Below are 20900 nucleotides of genomic sequence, written 5' to 3' on the forward strand. Positions count from 1 at the left end.
CATTCGAGATAGCGTCTAGGGATTTTAAACTGCACTCATCAGGCGTAGATGAGCCGTTTTAAAAACGTATACGATACAAGACACCAGATACGATGAACCGACCCCCCAAGAGTCAGAGTGAACACTCCGATTTCTAGGCGGTCGGTTTTTTAGTGGCAAAAGTCCCTTCCGACTTCAAGATAAAAGTCGCCACGAAAGGCGAAGCACATACAAAAAGAGCGCAGCAGTAAATACAGCGACGCTCTAAAGTCTAGTATCCCGTCTCGTTGAGATTTAATTAAAAATGCCAGATAATCTGTATCCGTGCAAGGCAAACTATCGACGACAATGCGGAACAGTGTCGTGAGATTTTAACGGTGTCTTCCTTATTTAGTGGGCGTTTAGGTGATTGAGTTCTTCATCCGTCAGCCTGCGGTAAGCGCCTATAGGCAGCTCCTTATCCAGCACAAGCGCTCCCATCTCGAGGCGCTTGAGATAAGTGACCTTTGCGCCCACCGCCTCAAACATCCGCTTGACTTGATGAAATTTGCCTTCGACAATGACCACTTCCGTTTCAGCACATTTTCCGTCGCAAGACAGAATCTCCAGTATCGCCGGCAGACATTTGTACCCGTCTTCCAGTACGACCCCCGCTTCAAACGCGCGAATGGCCTCTGTGTCCACATTGCCCTCAACACGTGCGTAATACCGCTTGCTCACGTGTTTTTTTGGCGAAAGCAACCGATGGGCGAGCCCGCCGTCGTTGGTGAGAAGCAACAGCCCCTCTGTATCGATGTCCAGTCGCCCCACGGGGAAGAGCCCCATCTGATTGTAAGGCGCTTCCAAAAGGTCGATGACCGTCTGGTGTCGGTTGTCCTCAGTCGCAGAGATAACCCCCTCCGGCTTGTGGAGCATCAGGTACGTGTGCTTTTCATAAACGATGCGTTCACCGAGGTATGTGACGACGTCATCGGACAAATCTACTTTTGTCTTTCCCAGCTTTACAGTTTCACCATTGACCTTGACATAACCGTTTTTCAGCGCATTTTTTGCATCGGTTCTCGACCCCTTCCCCATATTGGACAAGAGCTTGTCGAGACGCATTTTTTCTCCCATTGTTTTGACTCCTTTACATCATCCGCCATGAAGCGGGATACATATTCTTTAACATACCAGACGCAACCTTTCCGAACCCCAGAGGGTAACCGTCGACACAGACGAGATGAAGCCCGTTGGGGGCCGCCTCCACTTGAAGGGTTTCGCCTTTTAAATATTTGACGACGTCCAAACTGTCAGAAGACAGATCCAGCGTCGGTTCAAATGCCCCTTTAGTCAACGCCATTGCCAGCGCTTGACTCGGCACAAAGCGATTTTTTTTGAGTTCGCCGAGCAAAAGGCCTTCGCGAACCACGCGGAGCCCTTTTAGCGGCAAGCGCCTTTCGGGTCGCAAGTACACCTTATCTTTAGAAACTTCTATACAGCCAGGTAAAGCGCCCGGTGCAATGTGCGCCTTCATAAATGCCTCAAAAACCGGTGGTACAGGAGACGCCTGAGTACTTTTTAGCACTTTTGACGCCTGTCCCGCCCCTTCGACTTTCAGGGCGCAAAAGAAATGACCTTCACCATCGTGTAGATGGGGCCATATCCGTGCCATATGACCGTCGACAGTCAAGACGTCGCTTGTAATGTTAAGGGGCTTAAACACCTCGTATTCATCTGTAAATGCCTTCATTTGATCTTCATTTTCCTCAGGTGCAAAGGTACAGGTCGCGTAAACCATACGGGCGCTTGCCACGACGAGTTCCGGAATCGAAGCCAATATTTCACGTTGCATTTCGGCGCATTTGGTGGGCCCAAACGCGTGCCACGCGCGTTCTGCCTTCGGGTCCTTTTTAAACATCCCCTCTCCAGAACACGGTGCATCGACGAGTACAGCGTCGAATTGGCGACCGATAATTTTGGCGATTTTATCAGGGGCATCGTTTAAAACGACTATGTTGCGAATGCCGAAGCGCTCTGCGTTGCGAAGTACAGCTTTTATACGCGTCTCATTGATGTCGTTGGACACCAGCAGGCCGTCGTCTTCAATAAAATTAGACAACTGCATCGATTTGCCGCCCGGTGCCGCACACAAATCCAGTACCGTGTCTCCAGGCGACGGTTTCAAAATGTTCGCAGGCGCCATTGCAGAGGGCTCCTGTATATAGTAGAGACCGGCATAAAAATACGGGTGCTTGGTCACCGGATCCTCGGGATTGTAGTAAAAGCCGTCAGTTGCCCACGGCACAGGGGTCAGCCGGTAGGGGAAACGTTCGACAAACGTCTCAACATCTATCTTTTGCGTGTTGACTTTTAGCCCTACACACGGCGGTCTGTCGTACGATTTCAAAAAGGCCTCGTACGTCGCCTTTAAAGTCGCCTGCATTCGGCGCTCAAATTCTTCTGGAAATGCCATCTCTTTCTCCAAATCTTTTTTGCTCAATCTCTAGTAAATTCATGTGATATGCTTTATAATATCATATATAGCAGGAAATTGTTATACTTGTCATTGAGAATTGCACTTAATCTAGGACGTCAAGTCCATTACCCAAAAGGAGTGATTAGAGTGCCATTAGTAACTACAAAAGAAATGTTTAAAAAAGCCTATGAAGGTGGCTACGCAGTCGGTGCTTTTAACGTCAACAACATGGAGATTATCCAAGGGATTATCAAAGCTGCCGCTGAAACCAAATCGCCGTTAATTCTTCAGGTATCTGCAGGTGCGCGCAAGTACGCAAGCCCTGTTTACCTAAAAAAACTTGTTGAAGCTGCACTTGAAGAGCATCCAGAGCTCGATATCGCACTTCACCTCGACCACGGCGAGAACTTTGAAATCTGTAAAGCCTGCATCGACGACGGCTTCACATCTGTGATGATCGACGGTTCTCACCTCTCTTATGAGGAAAACGTCGCACTCACCAAGCAAGTTGTCGACTACGCACACTCAAAAGGTGTTGTCGTAGAAGCGGAACTCGGCAGATTGGCCGGTATCGAAGATGCCGTCAACGTCTCTGCTGAAGATGCAACGTACACCGACCCTGATCAAGCTGTGGATTTCGTCAAACGCACAGGCTGTGACTCTTTGGCAATTGCCATCGGTACAAGCCACGGTGCTTACAAATTTGCTGCCGATTCAGATCCTAAACTCGACATCGAAAGACTTAAAAAGATTTCAGACCTTCTCCCAGGCTTCCCGCTCGTATTACACGGCGCGTCTTCAGTTATTCCTGAATACGTCGAGATGTGTAACCAATACGGCGGCCAATTAAAAGACGCCAAAGGATGTCCTGAGGAAATGCTTAGAGAAGCGGCTCAGTACGGTATTTGCAAGATTAACATCGATTCCGATTTAAGACTTGCCCTCACCGGTACTATTCGTCGTGAACTCGCAGAAAATCCTGAGAACTTCGACCCTAGAAAATATTTAGCTCCTGCTAGAGAAGCTATCTACGGCATGGTAAAACATAAGATTGTCAACGTGCTCGGTAGCGATCAATAAAAAAAATGCTGGAATAAAACCACCCGAGCGGTGGTTTTGTTTCGCCAAAATACCCTTATGGAGGTAAGAGATGAACCCTAAAGTAACATTCCACGTAAAAGGTTACGGCACCATGACTGCTGAACTGTACCCTGAGGTTGCGCCTACCAGCGTCAACAACTTCTTGACACTTGCACAAGACGGCTTTTACAACGGCCTGATCTTTCACCGCGTCATCAAAGGCTTTATGATCCAAGGCGGCTGTCCCGACGGCACTGGCATGGGTGGCCCAGGCTATGGCATACTCGGTGAGTTTACGTCTAACGGCGTTAAAAACGACCTCAAGCACACTGAAGGCGTGCTCTCAATGGCGCGTTCGCAAAACCCGAACAGCGCCGGTAGCCAAATCTTCATTATGCACAAGAACTCACCACATCTCGACGGCAGTTACGCCGCTTTCGGCAAAGTCATCGAAGGCCTCGACGTCGTCGACGAGATTGCTTCTGTGCAAACCAACTACGGCGACAGACCGCTTGAAGACATCGTCATCGAAAAAGTCGACGTCGCACTTGAAGGATACGTCATCGGGGAAGTTCAGAAGTTTTAAGGTGTGTTAGATTCTCAACGAGGTCTTAAGCATATTTTCTTAATATAATAATCTAGGTGCTGTTGCAAATCTGATATGAAACAAGATAGGCAACAGCATTTTTTCAAGATATTGGTATTTAAATCAAGTCTCTTCTCACACAATTATGCACTTCATGCAATACGCCTTACCAAAATTCAGAAAGACCAAAGGTTCATTTGCCCTTGAGTCTCTTGTACCGTATTTGTCGTTATTTCGTATTTCAGGTTTGCTCTGTCGGATGCTCTCCACATTCCATTTAGAGCTCATTTTTGGTGTTTCAACCTGTGCCCAATGATCGATTTATCATATATCTGAACTCTACTACTCAAATACTGGACTTTTTCCAATTCCGATGATAGAGAACACTCAATACAACGGTATTTTTGAGTTGATTGAAAATGATCTCTCTTTTGAAAGTGCTTTTGTAAACAAATTAAAATGATTCATATCAAGACCATGCTCTACGGTCATTTTACAAAGCTAAAGTCTATGCAACACTTGTCTCCCAAGTGACTGCTTCATCTATTGTATTTCTTCAAGGTATAGGCGGTAGAGAAACCGCTGAAATGCTTATAGAATTTAATCCGTGGAAGAAAAAGAGCCAGTTAAGCCTATACGAATCTAAAATCAGAAACCGAGGTTCTCTCCTATGAAAAACTTGAAAATGCTAAAAACTGTATTCAAAGAAGCAAAGTACGATATGGCAGTCGGCCACTTGTTTTTGAAATCATTCTGGGCAAATAAAAATACTTCTCTTAAAATACGTGTTTATTGCTACCAAAATCTCTAAAACAGCCTAGTCTGTAATTATGAAGCTTTCAGGAAAATATCCTTTTAAGGAAGTGTATGAAAAATTCCTGTGTTGAGCTTTGAAAAGAATGGCCAAAAAATTTCATTTTTAATGTGGCTGCAATAAAGAGGCTTATTAAACATCCTTAAAATCAAGAGATGTTTGAATATTCATAATGTTGCTGTTGAAAGGGGGTGACTTGAAATGTTAAACTGTACAAGTAATTGGATGAATTTTTAGTAGGTTTGGTGAAAATATGGATTTTAAATCATTTTCGTAATACGACGCAGAACTTAGGTCCACCAATTGATTTTCAATAAAATGAGCAGCCTCCCTACTATATGCCTTAAACCTACTCTTCATAAAGGGCTCCTATTATTAAAATGGTAATATAAGTATACATAAAACTTTGAACTGGGGACTATTATGGGCGAAAAAATTTATAGAAAGTTAAATCTTTCAGATTAAAAATCGTTTTGGCAGAAGAAAAATTATCGGTTTTGCTTATGGTTATGAGCTTAATCACTTGGATTCAAATGGGAATATGCTCTACATTCACGAAATCGGTGTTTTGCCTCAATATCATAGCCAGGGGATAGGCAGGACCCTTATTGAAAATCTACGTGAAACCACAACACACCTGAGCATATGTCGATTTTTCCTAAGCACATAAAAAAGCAATTTGCCAGCTTGTGCCTTATATGAAACATGCGGCGGACAAAAAAATCCCAATCAAATAGATGACGATGTACTTTATTATTTTAATAATTGAGAAAATTGCATAATTTATAACCGTTGATTTAACAAGTTTTTAAAGAAACAAAAAGGAAACTTCACCCCAAACGTCGAATTATATAAGTGGCAGCAAACACAATCCAAACGAAGGAGGAAGTTTCCACTTATGTATATTCGACAAACATGTCTATTTTCCTTTGAAGAAATTATGAACTTTCAGCAAGAAACGAAATTGGAATTAATTCTTGCTCAGATCAACATCTCACCTTTGGTTGCGGCATTATCTAAACAGAGTCATTTGAGAGGTCCAAAAGGTTACAGAGTCGCACCGATGATTTACGCATTAATTGCTAAGCAAATTCTGAGAATTTCGACCACCAGCGAGTTGGTGAGACAGTTGAAAGAGAACCCAGTGTTACGTTATAACTGTGGTTTTGAGGTGTTATCCAAAGTACCATCAGAAGCCACTTTCAGCAGATTCGCAGATAAGCTGTCAGAATCAGATGCGTTGCTGAAACTATTCGGTGATTTAGTTGTTCATGCTAAAGAATTAGGAATTGTTGATGGTAGTCATATTTCAATAGACTCTACTAAGGTAGATGCTTTCGAAGCCTCAAAACCAAAGAAAGATATTGTAGATGACGGCACCAACCCAAACTGGGGAATGAAGCGCGATACTCACGGTAATAACATTCGTTGGTTTGGATGGAAACTTCATATCCTGAGCGATTCATACAGTGAATTACCACTTTCAGTTATGGTAACACCAGCGAATGTTCATGATGGAACAATTGCAGTTCCACTGATTGAAGAGTTTCTAAAGCAGTATAGAGATCTGTTTAGACCATTGTTCTATGCGATGGACTCTGGATATGATTATAATTCTGTCTATGATGCAGTAATAAATCACTTTGAAGCTACTCCAATCATAGCCTACAACCCAAGAGGCAGTCACGCCGCCCCAGAAGGGTTAGATGATGAGTTTCATCCAGTCTGTTCTGGTGGTTACAAACTCGTTTATTGGGGGATTGACGGCGATTACATGAAATTTAGATGTCCACAAGTACTGGGGAAATGTAACTGTCCACATGGGAGTGCATGGTGTTCATCAAGCAATTATGGTTATACGCTCAAGATAAATCGTAAAGAAAATCCAAGACAAATCGGATATCCGTTAAGATCATCTGATCAATGGAAGACTCTATACAACAAGCGAACTTCTGTTGAACGTTGCAACGGTCGACTAAAGACGATTTTAAATTTGAATTCAATCCGGTCTAAAGGTATCAAGAAAGCAACTGTTCATGCGTTGTTAAATTGCATTGCGTTGGTTGCAGGAACCATCGCTTCAAAAGTTAAAGTAAACAGAAATGAGGAACTCTTAGTAGCATAATGAACAACAAAAGATTGAAATTTGAAAGCATGGCAGGGGCTGTTACTTAGGATTAAGCCTTTTTCTCAAATTATCGAGTTAATTATGCAAGAGTCTCAATTATTAAAATGACTTGACGAAAGGAAAGAAGAATTTGGAAAAACTACTCGTTTGGAATGGCAGTATAGACGCCTCCATAGATAAGGTCCAGTCAATGACACTGGAACATGTGGCGCTGGGGATTTTTGGAGGTGAAGGGACCGTAAAAAATGAAGACGGTTTGATTGTAATGGTGGGAGAAGATGGCAGTGTTTTTAGCGTTTTGTTTGACGCCCACGCCACAAATACAAGTGTATTGTATTTAACCCATGAAATAATAGTGAAAAAAGAGCTGATTTTTGAGTATTTAAAATGCGATATAGCGGAATGCATTGGACAAATAGAAAAATTATTGGAATGTTGGTTAAAATCAGAAGCTACTTTAAGAGAATTAAATGCCTTAAAAGGCGAAACGGCTTTCTTGGTGTGCCTTCAGAAAGGTGCCTACTTATGGTGGCTTTCTGTGGGAGACAACTCTCTCTATGCTCTTCATAAGGAATTTTCAGAACTTGGCCAATACAGGCTTAACCAGAGGGTATTTTATCAATGGCTTGGTGAAAAAAATGCCATGGATTTAACCGTATCATGCTATAGCAAAGGGACCATTCAGTTAAGAAAGGGGAAGACGACCCTTGTGATGCTCACAGATGGCGTTCTTGAAATTGATGGGAGACCTTTTGAAGACAATGAAAAGCTAAACCAATATTTTCAGGGCTCAAGTTTGGAAGATGCAATTGATAATATTTTAAATGAAGTAAAATTTTTAAAAGGCAAAGATAATGCCAGTGTAATTGCATGGGCTTACGATAATCCCATTGATGGTTTAAGGCCTACGCGATTATAAATCAGAAAAGCCTTAGGAAAGTTTGCACCAATCACTTGACAGACGCCTTTATTTGCCTAGTTTATCACAAACTTCTAAATGATCATAATGCAATGAATCTAAATAAATGCCATAACCCTTCTTCAAATAGTCTCCACTCTTATTGGTAACTTTATAAACTATTTGACCTTTTACTTTAACTGAAGTTTTTGATAAATTGTTCTCAATACTTTTACCAAAACCACTCTTGAAAAATTCACCCATGTTAGAAACCGTTTTTACCGTCCCCTCACCTCGGCCACCACCACCGGCATTCTGAATTAACGGGATAGACGCTTTTGAATTCTCATACCCATTGCCGACAGATAGCGCGCCATCGACTATGAGACCTCCGCCAGCTCACCGCTACCACCGGCGCCGCTGCACCGTAAGTAGCGCCGGCAGCCACTAAACTGCCTCCTGTTAAAGCAACGCCACCGACAGCTGTACCTGAACCCCTGTGTAGCTTTCGATGGTTTTGTCTGCCTTGCCATTATTTCTGAGATATGTTTCAAAGTCTTTAGTGTACTCCATGGTAATCCTTTCTTTCCACACCTCATGAGACCAATGGCATTAGCTGTTGGTCTCATGAGGTGTGATTGTCGTTTTTTCGAGTTATTGTTTCAGTTCCTCAGGATTGTCTCCACTTTCCGATTGGAGCCGATTTAGCTTCTTTCTGTTGGGATTTGATGATTATTATTTGCAGGTAACTGCAGAATGATAATTGTACAGAGAGATTTTTCGTGATGGGCAAAAAAACCATGGTATGACTGGGATTGTCAAAACCATGGGTTATGTGTTGAATTATGCGGATAGTTTTGTTAAATTTATGCTACCACTTTCCATTTTCAAAATCTTCATCGTAAAGTTCTTTTATGAAAACGGATATCCAGATTACTTGATTATTCTCTGGATTAGTCTCAATGAAAATACCTTTTGAGCTTTCGTAGACCTCTTCAAAATCATCATATGTGAATGAATTTTCTATTTCTAAGACCTTTTTAATATCCATCCCAATATGGATTTTATCGAAAAGTACTCCTTTATACTCTTCACAAGCAGTTATCTTAAAGAGTTTTCCGTTGATAATATTAAACCATAAGAAAAATTGGTCTTTTACCTCATATCTAACCAAATATCTTCCAAGTATAAAAGCCTTTGCACTTGATTCATCCAACAACCTCTTAAATTCACTTATATGTGAATATAATTCAATTCCACCCAATCCTTTCCACGGATTGATTTTAGCTTCTAAGTTAAACATTATTGACCTCCTATAAAGAAAATTGTTGCCTTTTCAACTGCATTTGAAAGATAATTACTTGCTACACCATCTACAATTTTAAAAATCCCTTGGTCAGAGGTACTAATTTTAATGTAAGGATTTGCGCCATGTCGTCCTCCACCTGGCGAAACTTGAACCTGTGTAATGTTCATTCCACTTCCATTATTATGAATTTCAATGATTTGTGCACCAGATGATGATCTTGCTGAGTTTCGAATCGTCACATCATATCCTTGAGAGGTCAATGCATCTGCAATCTCATCTGCACTTTTTCCACTAAACCACTCTAAGTTTTCTCCAATTGTTTCCGCAGTAACATTGCCATTCTTAAAGACAGTTTTATCTATCCCCTCGCCCCGGCCACCACCACCGGCATTCTGAATTAACCGGATGGACACTTTTGAATTCTCATACCCATTGCCGACAGATAGCGCGCCATCGACTATGAGACCTCCGCCAGCTCCAACCGCTCCCCAACTCACCGCTACCGCCGGTGCCGCTGCACCGTAAGTAGCGCCGGCAGCCACTAAACTGCCTCCTGTTAAAGCAATGCCACCGACAGCTGTACCTACACCACCAATCACTTCAACAACACCTTTAGCCATTATTGCTACATTGCCATAGAGATGTCCCAAACCGTAAACCCGCGGGTCTCTTACTGACGCCTCTGCCATAAGCTTGTGATTTTCTTTGTTACCCTCTACGATACCACTGTTCTTTTCATACGTTTCTGAGTAAGGTTTTACCGTAATCGCCGCTTGCAAAAAGGATCCTGTCTCCACAACTTGCTCCAATAGTGTTTCTGAAATCGCATCACCGACCCCCTGCGAAAAATCCATTGAATCATAAGCCATCTGCGTTATATGCGATTCGACTTTATCCACTACCGACTCCAAAAAGCCCTTCTTTTCAGGCGCCTCTTCTACTTTGAGTCCGCCCTTTTCCGACTCCGGGTATTTAGTACCCTCTTTTTACCGCCAAAGGTCTTTAACTTCATAACCTATCGTCACATAACTCCATTACAAAATCGCCCCTATCAACTTAATTTAGCTTTTAATCTTAAGTAATCATCTAGCTCATCACCATCCAATGAATATAAAGACTCATACTCACCAATTTCTTCACCCTCATATTCAATATCTGCAAAAGCTGATACAAATGTAATTGGTTCATCGAACCTGTAATTAACTGTTAAACTGACTTTACTGATGGTAATATTTAAATAATCCATCTTTGAATTACTATGGCCAACATGTTCTAGCTAATCACCTATAAAAGCATTAATTCACAAACTTTTTGTTACTAGCTTTCATCTAAACAAGTAGAATTAATATGCTTTGTACTTCTTGATAAAGTTGATTATTGAAAGACTTTCTAAGTCGCTAAGAATTTCTTTATCCTCTTCCCACCATGTATCACCAGCATAAATCCTGCTATCAACATAGTTCCAAGGCACTATTTCTTCTTCGTTAATTTTGAGTACAGGAGCTAAATGATAAATGTAAATATTATTCGTGAGAGAAACACAAAACTCATCATCCAACTGATACATCATTTCAAAATACTCATTATCTTTTCCATCGTCAAGAGTCTGAGCATATTTCTTATAAATTAACTCCTCGTACAATGACTCAGATTGAGTATCTTCTTCATACAACTCTCTCATTATACTCTTTAAACTATATTTTTTAATAAAGTCGTCGACTGAGTTAAAGTGATAATCCGCAGTTAATCTAATAAAATTCGATGAAGCTAAGCTTTTTTTTGTCACCTTTTTTCTTACAACAATTCTTTCCATTTAATCACCCCATGTAATATGAATTCTAAACTTTTGTCTCTTGCTATAAATGTTTATATGGTCAATTGCTTCTTTACTTCCACCAATAGGGTGACTATCGAAATGCCACCCCTCTGAACTTCTAGCACCTGCAACTTCTTCTGCAAAATCGGGGAACTTCTTGTTAATAAAGTCTAGAGCCTCATCTTTAGTTTTGAAATGTATGTCATTCCCACTAATAACTTGATCTCTATACTGATTTAATTGTTTTGGAGTAAGACGACTTGAATTCCCAACGCCCTCACCCCGGCCACCACCGGCATTCTGAATTAACCGGATGGACTCTTTTGAATTCTCATACCCATTGCCGACAGATAGCGCGCCATCGACTATGAGACCTCCGCCAACTCCAACCGCTCCCCAGCTCACCGCTACCGCCGGTGCCGCTGCACCACCAGTTGCTCCAGTAGCCACTAAACTGCCTCCAGTTAAAGCAACGCCACCGACAGCTGTACCTGCACCACGAATCACTTCAACAACACCTTTAGTCATTATCGCTACATTGCCATAGAGATGTCCCAAACCGTAAATCCGCGGGTCTCTTACGGACGCCTCTGCCATAAGCCTGTGATTTTCTTTGTTACCCTCTACGATACCACTGTTCTTTTCATACGTTTCTGAGTAAGGTTTTACCGTAATCGCCGCTTGCAAAAAGGATCCTGTCTCCACAACTTGCTCCAATAGTGTTTCTGAAATCGCATCACCGACCCCCTGCGAAAAATCCATTGAATCATAAGCCATCTGCGTTATATGCGATTCGACTTTATCCACTACCGACTCCAAAAAGCCCTTCTTTTCAGGCGCCTCTTCTACTTTGAGTCCGCCCTTTTCGGACTCCGTGTAGACGCCCTGCTTCAGCTGATCTTTGTCATAGAGGATAATCGCCGGATCCCCACTCTCTGCATAAGCCGCATCCATATGGAACAGCGTCTCACCTGTGCGATTGACCTTAATCATATGGTCGTATTTATCTAACCTAAACTCATTTCCAAACAGTCGAACGGTCCCTTTACCGCCAGAAAAATAAGGTTCGGAAAAAGCCACCACCTGTTCTTTCCACGCCTTTTTTTGAGCCTCAAGTTTCATAACCTGTGGCGACTTAAGAGGTGAAAGACTTTGGGTGTACACATCTAAAGCCGCTCTGCCATAACGTCCATTGTAGATGGGCCGTTGCTTTTTTGTATACGCCGAATGTATTTTTTGAGCAAATGGAACAAGCTTTGAGAGCACCGGCTCAAACACCTTGGCACGCGCTTTTTGCTGTGGGGTCGGCCGCGTCGACACCTGTCTTCTTTCCAATTGTACCACAGCCTCTGTCACCGCTCTACCGCCTCTTAAAAGTGTCCTTTGAGTTCTTGAAAAGAGACGCTCTAAAGCCATATCTGCGCTGTTGTCTTGTTTGGATTCAGCAACCGGTTCAGGTGGCTGTTTACCGCTAAGTACCTGTGTGGCAACGTAGGCAGCTTTCGCCAAACTGTTCTTAGACTGGGCCAACAAGCGCTTTTCCCCTCGCCTCTGAGCCGCCGATGCTTGTGGACGTTGTGTCGGTGTCACCACAGGCCGATCGCTCTTATGGTTAAGCTTTTCGGTAACGGCATTAAACACCTGTCCTATAGCTTTTTGAGCTTTTGCCGCATTCTGCTTTGCTAAGCGGCGCTGTGCAACGACTTGAGCCGATGTTACGCGCCCTGTACCGTGAGAACCGCCTGAAGTCGCGTGGCCTGTAGACGGTTTAGGCTTCGGCCTTGATACAGGCGAAGCAGTGGCGCTGCCCTTTTTCAGCTTTTGTGAGACAAACTTTGATACCGTGCTCACAGCGCGTTCAACTCTTGCCGCATTCTTTTTCGCTAAGCGCCGCTCTGCAGCCACTTGAGCCGATGTCACGCGCCCCGTACCATGAGAACGCCTAGAAGTCGTGTGACCTGTAGACGGTTTAGGTTTAGGTTTAGGCTTCGGCTTTGATACAGGCGAAGCCGTGGCGCTGCCCTTTTTCAGCTTTTGCGTGACAAACTTTGATACCGTGCTCACAGCGCTTCCGACGCTTGCCGCATTCTTTTTCGCTTGACGCCGCTGTGCGGCCATCTGAGCCGATGTTACGCGCGCCGTGCTGTGTGCACGAGGTGGTGATTTCCGCGTACTGCTCGCCACCCGTTTGGCTTTAGATGCCACCTGTTTGACAATGCTGAACGTCGCTTTTTTCGAGGGCGAGGGAACCGCTTGATGTTTTCTCGCCACAGCTGCACGCGCCGCCGCTGATCGACTGGACTGCGTACTGGTTTTGGCTGTTGCCACGCGCCGTGTAACCGATGAGGGCGCTCTGTTAACCTTTGATTTGACCTTGGCACTGACAGTTGCCCTAGCCTTGGACGAAGCGTGTTTTGCTTTTGTCAGATGCTTTTTCGCCGACTGAACCGCTTGCCTGACGCGGGAAGATGCCGAAGACTTTGATGTACGCGTCGTCCGCGTAGCAGGTCTCGATGGACTTCGCGATTGTGTGCGGGTTCGAGACGGCGTCGAGCGTTTGGGCTGACTGCGTCGCTGAGTACGTCCGCTGGGGATGGCGCGATACGATGGTCTTTGAATTCTCATTTAAAACCTCCTGTAAAAATCAGATTTATTTAAAAGAGGTCTGTCGCCGTCAACACAGAGCGGTACAGCCCCTCTCTTATTGACATTGAAAGGGGGGCTTAAACCCTCTGATACACGAGCCCCGAAGTCTTTTCTATTGTAAAGGTATCTTCAAGCATCCATTGGCCGTTTAGGAACAACCTCAGCGACCAAAGCTTATCAGTGCTGTCGATGTCGTGTAGCCCGTTGTACGGATCCACCATCTCCAGTTCACCGTTGATTAAAAAGCGATACGGGTACTCTCCCTGTGGTAGCGTACAGGCAAAGTGCCACCCATCAGCTTCTTGACGCATAGCCGAATTGTAGTCGTTAAATGCGCCGATTACTGCAACCGTTTCAATGGCCTGTGCCGGATCGTCGTACTTGAGTAAGACATTCATTGTATCACCTCGTTTTAAATTTTGTAAGTTTACGGTAATCCTTGTATTTGATTTCATTATTATAGCGAATTTAACCGTATTATACAGCGTTTAAAACGGATTCAAGTCTGTAGCACCAACAAAATAAGGCGGTAGACCTAGTCGAATTGCCGTCGACAGCTTTGTCTTGCACGATGACCAATCACTTGCAACACCGTCACGCATTAACGCTCACTCTTAACAAAGTGACTAAAAATCAGACAGAATTATCGCTCATCTGAACCGGTTCTCAATTTTTTGCACAAAAAAATGACCAGAACACGCCTAAAAGACTTGTTCTAGTCATTATACAGTTGGGCTATTTTGTAAAAGCACCTTTTTCATGCCCTCAAAAGGCACTTAATCGTTCTATCTAACCATTTTGTCTTTCCATGTGGATGTCAAGACCATTGACCTCAAAAATCTCGTTGAACAGGTCCCAGACAGTGTACTTGCCATCTCTAGAAGAAGAAGAGATTGGAATAATAATCGCATCCGCCGGCATATCCAACTCTTTGCGTATCATTTTAACCTGCTTGGCAACTTGATTTTTACTGAGTTTGTCGGACTTTGTCGCAACGACAATTCCCGAAAAACCGTAATCTAAAATCCAGTTGTACATATTCTTGTCTTCACCAGTGGGCTTGTGGCGAATATCGACGAGTTGTATGACTTCGAGTAAGTTCTCCCGCTGTGTCAAATACGTTTCGATAATCTTGCCCCAAGACGCTTTTTGCACCTTGGAAACCTTTGCAAAACCGTATCCCGGGAGATCGACGAATCGAAAGAGACCGTCGATGTCGTAAAAGTTTACCAGCTGCGTCTTTCCCGGTGTAGAACTCGTTTTAGCAAGCCCCCTCCGGTTGAGCAACATGTTGATTAACGACGACTTCCCCACATTGGAACGCCCGGCAAAGGCGATTTCTCTCAGATCGTCTTCAGGGTACTGCTTCGGTGAAACAGCGCTGATGACAAACTGACTGTTTTTAATCTTCATTAACGGACTCCTCTTTTATCAATGCATGCTCTAAAACCTCGTCCATCGTCTTCACCGGAATGAACTCGATGTCCTTTTTTACTGAGTCCGGAATATCGTCGAGGTCCTTGGCGTTGTCAAACGGGAATAAGATTTTGGTTATTCCCGCGCGTTTGGCCGCCAGCGCTTTTTCCTTAAATCCGCCGATGGCGAGTACACGCCCTCTTAACGTAATTTCTCCCGTCATGGCCACATAGCGGCTCGCAGGAATACCAGAAAGCGCCGAGAGCATTGCCGTTGCCATAGTAATGCCGGCAGAAGGGCCGTCCTTAGGTATCGCCCCCTCCGGAATGTGAACGTGCATATCCAGCTTTTCATAGAAATCCGGTGCGATGCCGTAGCGATCGGAGATGGTTCTGATATACGAAAGACCGGTCTGTGCCGATTCTTTCATCACATTGCCCAGTTGTCCCGTCAGCTGCAACTTGCCTTTGCCCTTCATGGTGTTGACTTCAATTGAAAGGGTTTCACCGCCTACAGCCGTCCACGCCAGTCCGGTTACAATGCCGATTTGATCTTCCTCGGCAATTAAATCGTAACGGTATCTGGATTTACCGAGGTATTTTTCGAGATTTTTATCGGTGATGCGCACGCACTTGACATCGCCTTTGACAATGCGCACCGCTGCTTTTCTGCACAAATCCGCTATTTTCCGCTCGAGTTCGCGCACACCTGATTCACGTGTGTAGCGTCTGATAATTTCCAAAATCGCTTCGTCTTTTACCGTAAGTTGCGACTTTACCATCCCGTGCTCTTCCATTTTCTTCGGCACGAGGTAACGCTTTGCAATGTTGAGTTTTTCCACTTCTGTATACCCGGATACCTGAATCACTTCCATACGGTCGAGCAACGGTCTAGGAATGGTATTGAGTGAGTTTGCCGTCGTCAAGAACATAACTTTAGACAAATCAAACGGTACTTCGAGGTAATGATCAGTGAACTCTTTGTTTTGCTCGGGGTCGAGCACTTCTAAAAGCGCCGACGCCGGATCGCCTCTAAAATCACTGGAAAGTTTATCTATTTCATCAAATAAGAACACCGGGTTTTTCGTGCCGGCTTCCTTGATGCCGTTGACAATTCGGCCCGGTATTGCTCCGATATAGGTCCGTCTGTGGCCGCGAATTTCCGCTTCATCGCGTACACCACCTAGAGACATTCTCACAAACTCTCTGTTTAGCGAACGGGCAATCGATTTAGCAATAGACGTTTTACCGACACCTGGAGGGCCCACCAGACAAATAATCGGCCCCTTCATGCTCTTAGTCAAATCGCGCACGGCCAAGTACTCGACGACGCGCTCTTTGACGGATTCGAGTCCGTAGTGATCGGCATCCAAGACGTCTTGCGCCTTCTTGAGGTCGATTTCGTCTTTGGTTTCTTTTTTCCAAGGCAACTCTAAAATCCAGTTGACATACGTTCGGATAACACCGCTTTCAGCAGAAGACGGTGACAATCGCGAGTACCTTTCGATTTCAGACAGCACTTTCTTTTCAATTTTTTTGCCGAGTCGCAGTTTTTTAAGCTTGTTCTTCATCTCCTCGACTTCGTCTTCTTGCACCTCATCTTCGCCGAGCTCATCTCGAATCGCCTTGATTTGCTCGCGGAGGTAGTATTCTTTTTGAGACTTGTTAATTTGATTTTTCACCTTGTCGTTGATGCTCTTTTCCACTTCGAGAATTTCAATTTCTGTCAGAAGGATTTGAAGCAATCTTTCAAGGCGCGTTTTGACATCTATTGCATCGAGCAGTTCTTGCTTCTGCTCAGTTTTAAGAGTCAACTGTGCCGCGATAATGTCGGCAAGCCTTCCCGGCTCATCAATAGCTGTTACAGACAGCACCACATCTGGGTTGACGCGATTGCTGATGCTGATATAGCGTTCAAAGGCGCCAATGGCGCTGCGCATAAGCGCTCTGATTTCTTTGCTGATTTCGTGGCTGTCTGTAAAAGCGTTGACCTCAACTCTAAAGTAAGGCAGTTCTTCTACAAGATGCGCCACTTCTGCTCTCTGTATCCCCTCTACAAGCACCCGGATTGCATCCCCCGGCAGCTTGAGCATTTGCTTTATTTTACAGATAGTCCCGATTTGATAAAAGTCATCGAGACTCGGGGCGTCGTTTTCAATGTCGAATTGAGTGGTTAAAAAGATGCGCTGGTCTTTTGCCATTGCCGCTTCTAATGCTTTAATTGATTTTTTTCTCCCCACATCGAAATGTAAGACCATGTAAGGAAAGATTGATAAACCACGCAGTGGAATCAGTGGTAAATTGATTAATTTTTCATTGGTTTCCATGCAATCACCTCTTTCTTGCTTTATACTATACCCTTTCTATCCCCTTAAAACCAAAAGCATACCGAACAGTATTTTCTCTTGTTTAAAAAAAGCGAGCGCGCAGACGTATTTGCCTACGCCGCGTCTGCCCGCTTTGATCACTTCTCAACTCGAGGCTGTTTAGCAGCCTCAGACGAGCACTGCTCGTTGATTATGATACGCTCTCCTCAGCGTCTTCAGATGTCTTTTTGCCATCTGACAACACCAAAGTCGGCATTTGATTGTTTGTAATCGTCTCTTTAGTCACAACGCATTTTACCACATCTGACCGAGAAGGGACTTCGTACATGATGTCCATCATCACACTTTCGAGAATCGATCTTAAACCACGCGCCCCCGTCTTGCGCTCAATGGCCATCTTCGCCACTTCCGTCAAGGCATCTTCTTCGAACTCAAGCTCCACATCGTCGATTTTCAGCATTTTCTGATACTGTTTGACAATAGCGTTTTTCGGCTCTTTTAAAATTCTCACAAGGGCTTCTTGATCGAGTTCATGAAGCGATACGACTACAGGTAAACGTCCGACAAACTCGGGAATCAGACCGTACTTCAACAGGTCTTTTGGCTCTATTTTTTCAAAGAGCTTGCCGAGAGAAATGTCTTTTTTGCTCTGTACTTCGGCGCCGAATCCTAGGGATTTGTCGCCGATTCTAGAACTGACAATGGCGTCCATGCCGTCAAATGCACCGCCGCAAATAAAGAGGATGTTCGATGTATCCACTTGAATAAACTCCTGATGTGGATGCTTCCGACCACCTTGAGGCGGTACATTGGCCACAGTGCCCTCAATAATTTTGAGAAGCGCCTGCTGAACCCCTTCGCCTGAAACGTCGCGCGTTATTGACGGGTTTTCCGATTTTCTGGTAATTTTATCGATTTCGTCAATGTAGATAATGCCTTGTTGCGCCCTCTCTACATCGTAATCTGCAGCCTGAACGAGCTTTAGGATAATGTTTTCAACGTCTTCACCGACATACCCTGCTTCAGTCAACGCCGTTGCGTCGGCAATGGCAAACGGTACGTCGAGGATGCGCGCAAGCGACTGCGCCAAAAGCGTTTTACCGGAACCCGTCGGACCGATGAGCAAAATATTGCTCTTTTGCAACTCGACTTCGTCCTCGCTCTCTCCTGATTGAACGCGTTTATAATGGTTGTACATCGCCACTGAAAGTGCCTTTTTCGCCTTTTCCTGCCCAATGACATAAGCATCTAAAATGGCTTTGATTTCAGCGGGTTTAGGCAGGTGTTCAATTGTCCACTCGCCTCCGTCTTCCTTTTTATAAATCGCAAGCTCTTCTTCCAGAATTTCGTTGCAAAGCTCTATGCATTCGTCACAAATATACACATTTGGACCTGCAATCAAGCGTTTAACTTGCTCTTGACTCTTGCCGCAGAAAGAACACTTCAAAGTCGATTTATCCATTCTTTACCCCTTTTCAGAAGCTACTTCTTGTGAAAAACCTTGTCGATAAGCCCGTATTGAACCGCCTCTTCAGCCGACATAAAGTTGTCTCTGTCAGTGTCTTTTTCAATGCGCTCAATCGGTTGTCCGGTTTTTTCACTTAAAATAGCGTTTAAATCTTTGCGTAACTTCAAAATTCGGTCTGCTTGAATCTTAATATCCGAAGCCTGACCTCTTGCACCGCCCAGCGGTTGATGAATCATCACCTCTGCATTTGGAAGCGCATAGCGCTTGCCTTTTGCACCTGCTGCCAGCAGGAAGGCACCCATACTCGCCGCCATGCCGATACATGTCGTTGATACTTCGGGCTTGATGTACTCCATCGTGTCAAATATCGCCATCCCGGCCGTTATAGAACCGCCTGGGCTGTTGATGTAGATGTTGATATCTTTATCTGGATCTTCAGCCTCTAAAAACAAGAGCTGAGCCACGACCAGATTGGCCATGTGGTCTTCAATTTCACCGCTGATAAAAATAATTCTGTCTTTTAAAAGGCGTGAGTAAATATCGTATGAACGCTCGCCTTTACTGGTTTGTTCAATAACGTAAGGAACATAACTTGGCATGCTTGCACCTCCTTAAGGTACTATACTAACTTTGCATTATCCACTAAGAAGTCCACCGCTTTTCTGTTTTTAAGGTTGTTTTTAAGGTACTCAAAGTTGTCTTTTCCAAAGAGGTTGCGTACTTCTTCTTCGCTTCTCTTTTGCATTTCAGCCACTTTTTTCACTTCTTCGTCGATGTCTGCATCGGTTACTTCAATCGTCTCTTGCTCTTTGATTTTTTCGATAACAAGACCTGTTTTCACGCGCATTACTGCGTCTTCACGCATTTGCGATTTAAGGTCTTCAAGGCTTCCACCTGTAAATTGTACGTATTGCTCTAAACTAAGCCCTTGGTATTTTAACTGTTGGTCAAAATCTTGAAGCATGCCGTCCACTTCAGCGTCTACCATTTTCTCAGGGATTTCAGCTGTAATCAACGTCGTTACCTTCTCGATAACTTTATCTCTTTGAGCCGCTTTTGCACTTTCTTCAGTAGAGCGCTCAAGGTCTTCCTTGATATTCGCTCTATAAGCTTCTAGCGTATCGAATTCAGAGACGTCTTTAGCAAATTCGTCGTCGAGTTCAGGGAGCTCTTTAGACTTGATTTCATTGATTTTCACTTGGAACACAGCGTCTTTGCCAGCGAGTTCTTCCGCATGGTATTCTTCTGGGAAAGTGACTTTTACTTCGATGTCTTCTCCGATGCTCTTGCCGATTAACTGCTCTTCAAAGCCCGGAATGAAGCGGTTTGAGCCGATGACGAGTTCTTGATTTTCAGCAGTGCCGCCCTCGAATTGCTCGTCTCCGACGAACCCTTTATAGTCGATCATCGTAATGTCGCCATCTGCAACAGGACGGTCTTCAACAGAAATTAAACGCGCATTCATATTGCGTGTCTTATCGATTTCAGCGTCGATCATTTCATCTGTTACCGATGCGTCTACTTTTTCCACTTCGATGCCTTTATAACCTTCTAAAGTGAACTCAGGTGCCACTGTTACAACAGCTGTGAACACAAAGTCTTCATCAGCGCCGACGTTTTCCACGTTGACTTCAGGTCTTGCAACAGGTTCTACTTCAAGTGCGTCTAAAGCTTTGCTATAATGTTCTTGAAGCAAATCGTTTACTGCGTCTTCAAAGAATACGCCTTCGCCGTAGTGTTTTTCGATAATGTTTTTAGGCGCTTTCCCTTTTCTGAAACCCGGGATGTTAAAACGGCCTTTGTTCTTGTTGTAAACAACTTGAACAGCCTTTTGAAACGCTTCGTTTGCAACGGTTACTTTAATTGTAACTTCGCTATTTTCCTTTTTTAAAATCTCATAATTCATTGTCTAAATGCCTCCCAACTATTTCTACTGGTCAAGCCAGTAATTTTTTACGCTTATGGAATGAATCGAG

The 20900-nt window shown here is 44.0% G+C and carries 18 protein-coding genes and 1 pseudogene; 6 read left to right on the forward strand and 13 right to left on the reverse strand.

The window, feature by feature from the left end; translation table 11 throughout:
• Positions 1–369: 369 nt before the first annotated feature.
• Positions 370–1095, reverse strand: a complete 726-nt coding sequence (locus tag ACR6HW_RS08170) for a pseudouridine synthase (protein WP_455730652.1) — start codon at positions 1093–1095, stop codon at positions 370–372.
• Positions 1096–1108: 13 nt separating this feature from the next.
• Entirely contained in the window at positions 1109–2434 is a 1326-nt protein-coding gene (locus ACR6HW_RS08175) for an RsmB/NOP family class I SAM-dependent RNA methyltransferase (RefSeq protein ID WP_455730653.1), read from the reverse strand.
• Positions 2435–2584: 150 nt separating this feature from the next.
• On the opposite strand from ACR6HW_RS08175, the gene fba reads away from it, so the two are divergent.
• The 6 genes and pseudogenes from fba to ACR6HW_RS08205 all read left to right on the forward strand — a co-directional run bounded on the left by fba (position 2585) and on the right by ACR6HW_RS08205 (position 7964).
• On the forward strand, positions 2585–3517 hold the full coding sequence (gene fba, locus ACR6HW_RS08180; protein ID WP_455730654.1) for a class II fructose-1,6-bisphosphate aldolase: 933 nt from the start codon (positions 2585–2587) through the stop codon (positions 3515–3517).
• 70 nt (positions 3518–3587) lie between these two features.
• Complete coding sequence (locus ACR6HW_RS08185; protein WP_455730655.1) at positions 3588–4103, forward strand: peptidylprolyl isomerase; 516 nt, start codon at positions 3588–3590, stop codon at positions 4101–4103.
• 497 nt (positions 4104–4600) lie between these two features.
• A pseudogene (locus ACR6HW_RS08190) lies at positions 4601–4990 on the forward strand (IS1380 family transposase); the annotation flags it as partial.
• A gap of 417 nt (positions 4991–5407) precedes the next feature.
• The gene (locus ACR6HW_RS08195) at positions 5408–5587 is read left to right on the forward strand and encodes a GNAT family N-acetyltransferase (RefSeq protein WP_455730871.1); all 180 of its coding nucleotides are present in this window, start codon (positions 5408–5410) and stop codon (positions 5585–5587) included.
• Between the two features lie 228 nt (positions 5588–5815).
• Complete coding sequence (locus tag ACR6HW_RS08200) at positions 5816–7042, forward strand: transposase (protein WP_455727774.1); 1227 nt, start codon at positions 5816–5818, stop codon at positions 7040–7042.
• A gap of 112 nt (positions 7043–7154) precedes the next feature.
• Positions 7155–7964, forward strand: a complete 810-nt coding sequence (locus ACR6HW_RS08205; protein ID WP_455730656.1) for a protein phosphatase 2C domain-containing protein — start codon at positions 7155–7157, stop codon at positions 7962–7964.
• An 850-nt stretch (positions 7965–8814) separates the two neighbouring features.
• On the opposite strand, the gene ACR6HW_RS08210 is transcribed toward ACR6HW_RS08205, so the two are convergent.
• The 11 genes from ACR6HW_RS08210 to tig form a co-directional block, all read right to left on the reverse strand.
• Positions 8815–9246 (reverse strand): hypothetical protein, encoded by a 432-nt coding sequence (locus tag ACR6HW_RS08210; protein ID WP_455730657.1) that lies wholly within the window; start codon positions 9244–9246, stop codon positions 8815–8817.
• Positions 9246–10151: a hypothetical protein gene (locus ACR6HW_RS08215; RefSeq protein ID WP_455730658.1), complete on the reverse strand. Its 906-nt coding sequence runs from the start codon at positions 10149–10151 to the stop codon at positions 9246–9248. The genes ACR6HW_RS08210 and ACR6HW_RS08215 overlap by 1 nt, the downstream gene beginning before the upstream one ends.
• A 152-nt stretch (positions 10152–10303) precedes the next feature.
• On the reverse strand, positions 10304–10498 hold the full coding sequence (locus ACR6HW_RS08220) for a hypothetical protein (protein WP_455730659.1): 195 nt from the start codon (positions 10496–10498) through the stop codon (positions 10304–10306).
• Between the two features lie 96 nt (positions 10499–10594).
• Positions 10595–11065, reverse strand: coding sequence for a hypothetical protein (locus tag ACR6HW_RS08225; protein ID WP_455730660.1), 471 nt, complete (start codon positions 11063–11065; stop codon positions 10595–10597).
• Positions 11066–13693, reverse strand: a complete 2628-nt coding sequence (locus ACR6HW_RS08230) for a hypothetical protein (RefSeq protein WP_455730661.1) — start codon at positions 13691–13693, stop codon at positions 11066–11068.
• A gap of 98 nt (positions 13694–13791) precedes the next feature.
• Complete coding sequence (locus tag ACR6HW_RS08235; RefSeq protein WP_455730662.1) at positions 13792–14112, reverse strand: early set domain-containing protein; 321 nt, start codon at positions 14110–14112, stop codon at positions 13792–13794.
• A gap of 391 nt (positions 14113–14503) precedes the next feature.
• On the reverse strand, positions 14504–15127 hold the full coding sequence (gene yihA / locus ACR6HW_RS08240; RefSeq protein WP_455730663.1) for a ribosome biogenesis GTP-binding protein YihA/YsxC: 624 nt from the start codon (positions 15125–15127) through the stop codon (positions 14504–14506).
• Positions 15117–17456 carry an endopeptidase La gene (gene lon, locus ACR6HW_RS08245; RefSeq protein WP_455730664.1) on the reverse strand — a complete coding sequence of 780 codons (2340 nt, stop codon included), beginning with the start codon at positions 17454–17456 and terminating at the stop codon, positions 15117–15119. The genes yihA and lon overlap by 11 nt, the downstream gene beginning before the upstream one ends.
• 190 nt (positions 17457–17646) lie before the next feature.
• Positions 17647–18918, reverse strand: a complete 1272-nt coding sequence (gene clpX / locus ACR6HW_RS08250; RefSeq protein WP_455730665.1) for an ATP-dependent Clp protease ATP-binding subunit ClpX — start codon at positions 18916–18918, stop codon at positions 17647–17649.
• 20 nt (positions 18919–18938) lie between these two features.
• Entirely contained in the window at positions 18939–19523 is a 585-nt protein-coding gene (clpP, locus tag ACR6HW_RS08255) for an ATP-dependent Clp endopeptidase proteolytic subunit ClpP (RefSeq protein ID WP_455730666.1), read from the reverse strand.
• Positions 19524–19543: 20 nt separating this feature from the next.
• Positions 19544–20830: a trigger factor gene (gene tig, locus ACR6HW_RS08260; RefSeq protein WP_455730667.1), complete on the reverse strand. Its 1287-nt coding sequence runs from the start codon at positions 20828–20830 to the stop codon at positions 19544–19546.
• Between the last annotated feature and the right edge of the window lie 70 nt (positions 20831–20900).

Source organism: Fusibacter sp. JL298sf-3 (assembly GCF_053842995.1).

Bases quoted from the DNA above. Each gene is read 5' to 3' on its own strand.
- ACR6HW_RS08170 (WP_455730652.1), bottom strand. From the start codon at position 1,095: ATGGGAGAAAAAATGCGTCTCGACAAGCTCTTGTCCAATATGGGGAAG.
- ACR6HW_RS08175 (WP_455730653.1), bottom strand. From the start codon at position 2,434: ATGGCATTTCCAGAAGAATTTGAGCGCCGAATGCAGGCGACTTTAAAG.
- ACR6HW_RS08185 (WP_455730655.1), top strand. From the start codon at position 3,588: ATGAACCCTAAAGTAACATTCCACGTAAAAGGTTACGGCACCATGACT.
- ACR6HW_RS08200 (WP_455727774.1), top strand. From the start codon at position 5,816: ATGTATATTCGACAAACATGTCTATTTTCCTTTGAAGAAATTATGAAC.
- ACR6HW_RS08210 (WP_455730657.1), bottom strand. From the start codon at position 9,246: ATGTTTAACTTAGAAGCTAAAATCAATCCGTGGAAAGGATTGGGTGGA.
- ACR6HW_RS08220 (WP_455730659.1), bottom strand. From the start codon at position 10,498: ATGGATTATTTAAATATTACCATCAGTAAAGTCAGTTTAACAGTTAAT.
- ACR6HW_RS08225 (WP_455730660.1), bottom strand. From the start codon at position 11,065: ATGGAAAGAATTGTTGTAAGAAAAAAGGTGACAAAAAAAAGCTTAGCT.
- ACR6HW_RS08230 (WP_455730661.1), bottom strand. From the start codon at position 13,693: ATGAGAATTCAAAGACCATCGTATCGCGCCATCCCCAGCGGACGTACT.
- ACR6HW_RS08235 (WP_455730662.1), bottom strand. From the start codon at position 14,112: ATGAATGTCTTACTCAAGTACGACGATCCGGCACAGGCCATTGAAACG.
- yihA (WP_455730663.1), bottom strand. From the start codon at position 15,127: ATGAAGATTAAAAACAGTCAGTTTGTCATCAGCGCTGTTTCACCGAAG.
- lon (WP_455730664.1), bottom strand. From the start codon at position 17,456: ATGGAAACCAATGAAAAATTAATCAATTTACCACTGATTCCACTGCGT.
- clpX (WP_455730665.1), bottom strand. From the start codon at position 18,918: ATGGATAAATCGACTTTGAAGTGTTCTTTCTGCGGCAAGAGTCAAGAG.
- clpP (WP_455730666.1), bottom strand. From the start codon at position 19,523: ATGCCAAGTTATGTTCCTTACGTTATTGAACAAACCAGTAAAGGCGAG.
- tig (WP_455730667.1), bottom strand. From the start codon at position 20,830: ATGAATTATGAGATTTTAAAAAAGGAAAATAGCGAAGTTACAATTAAA.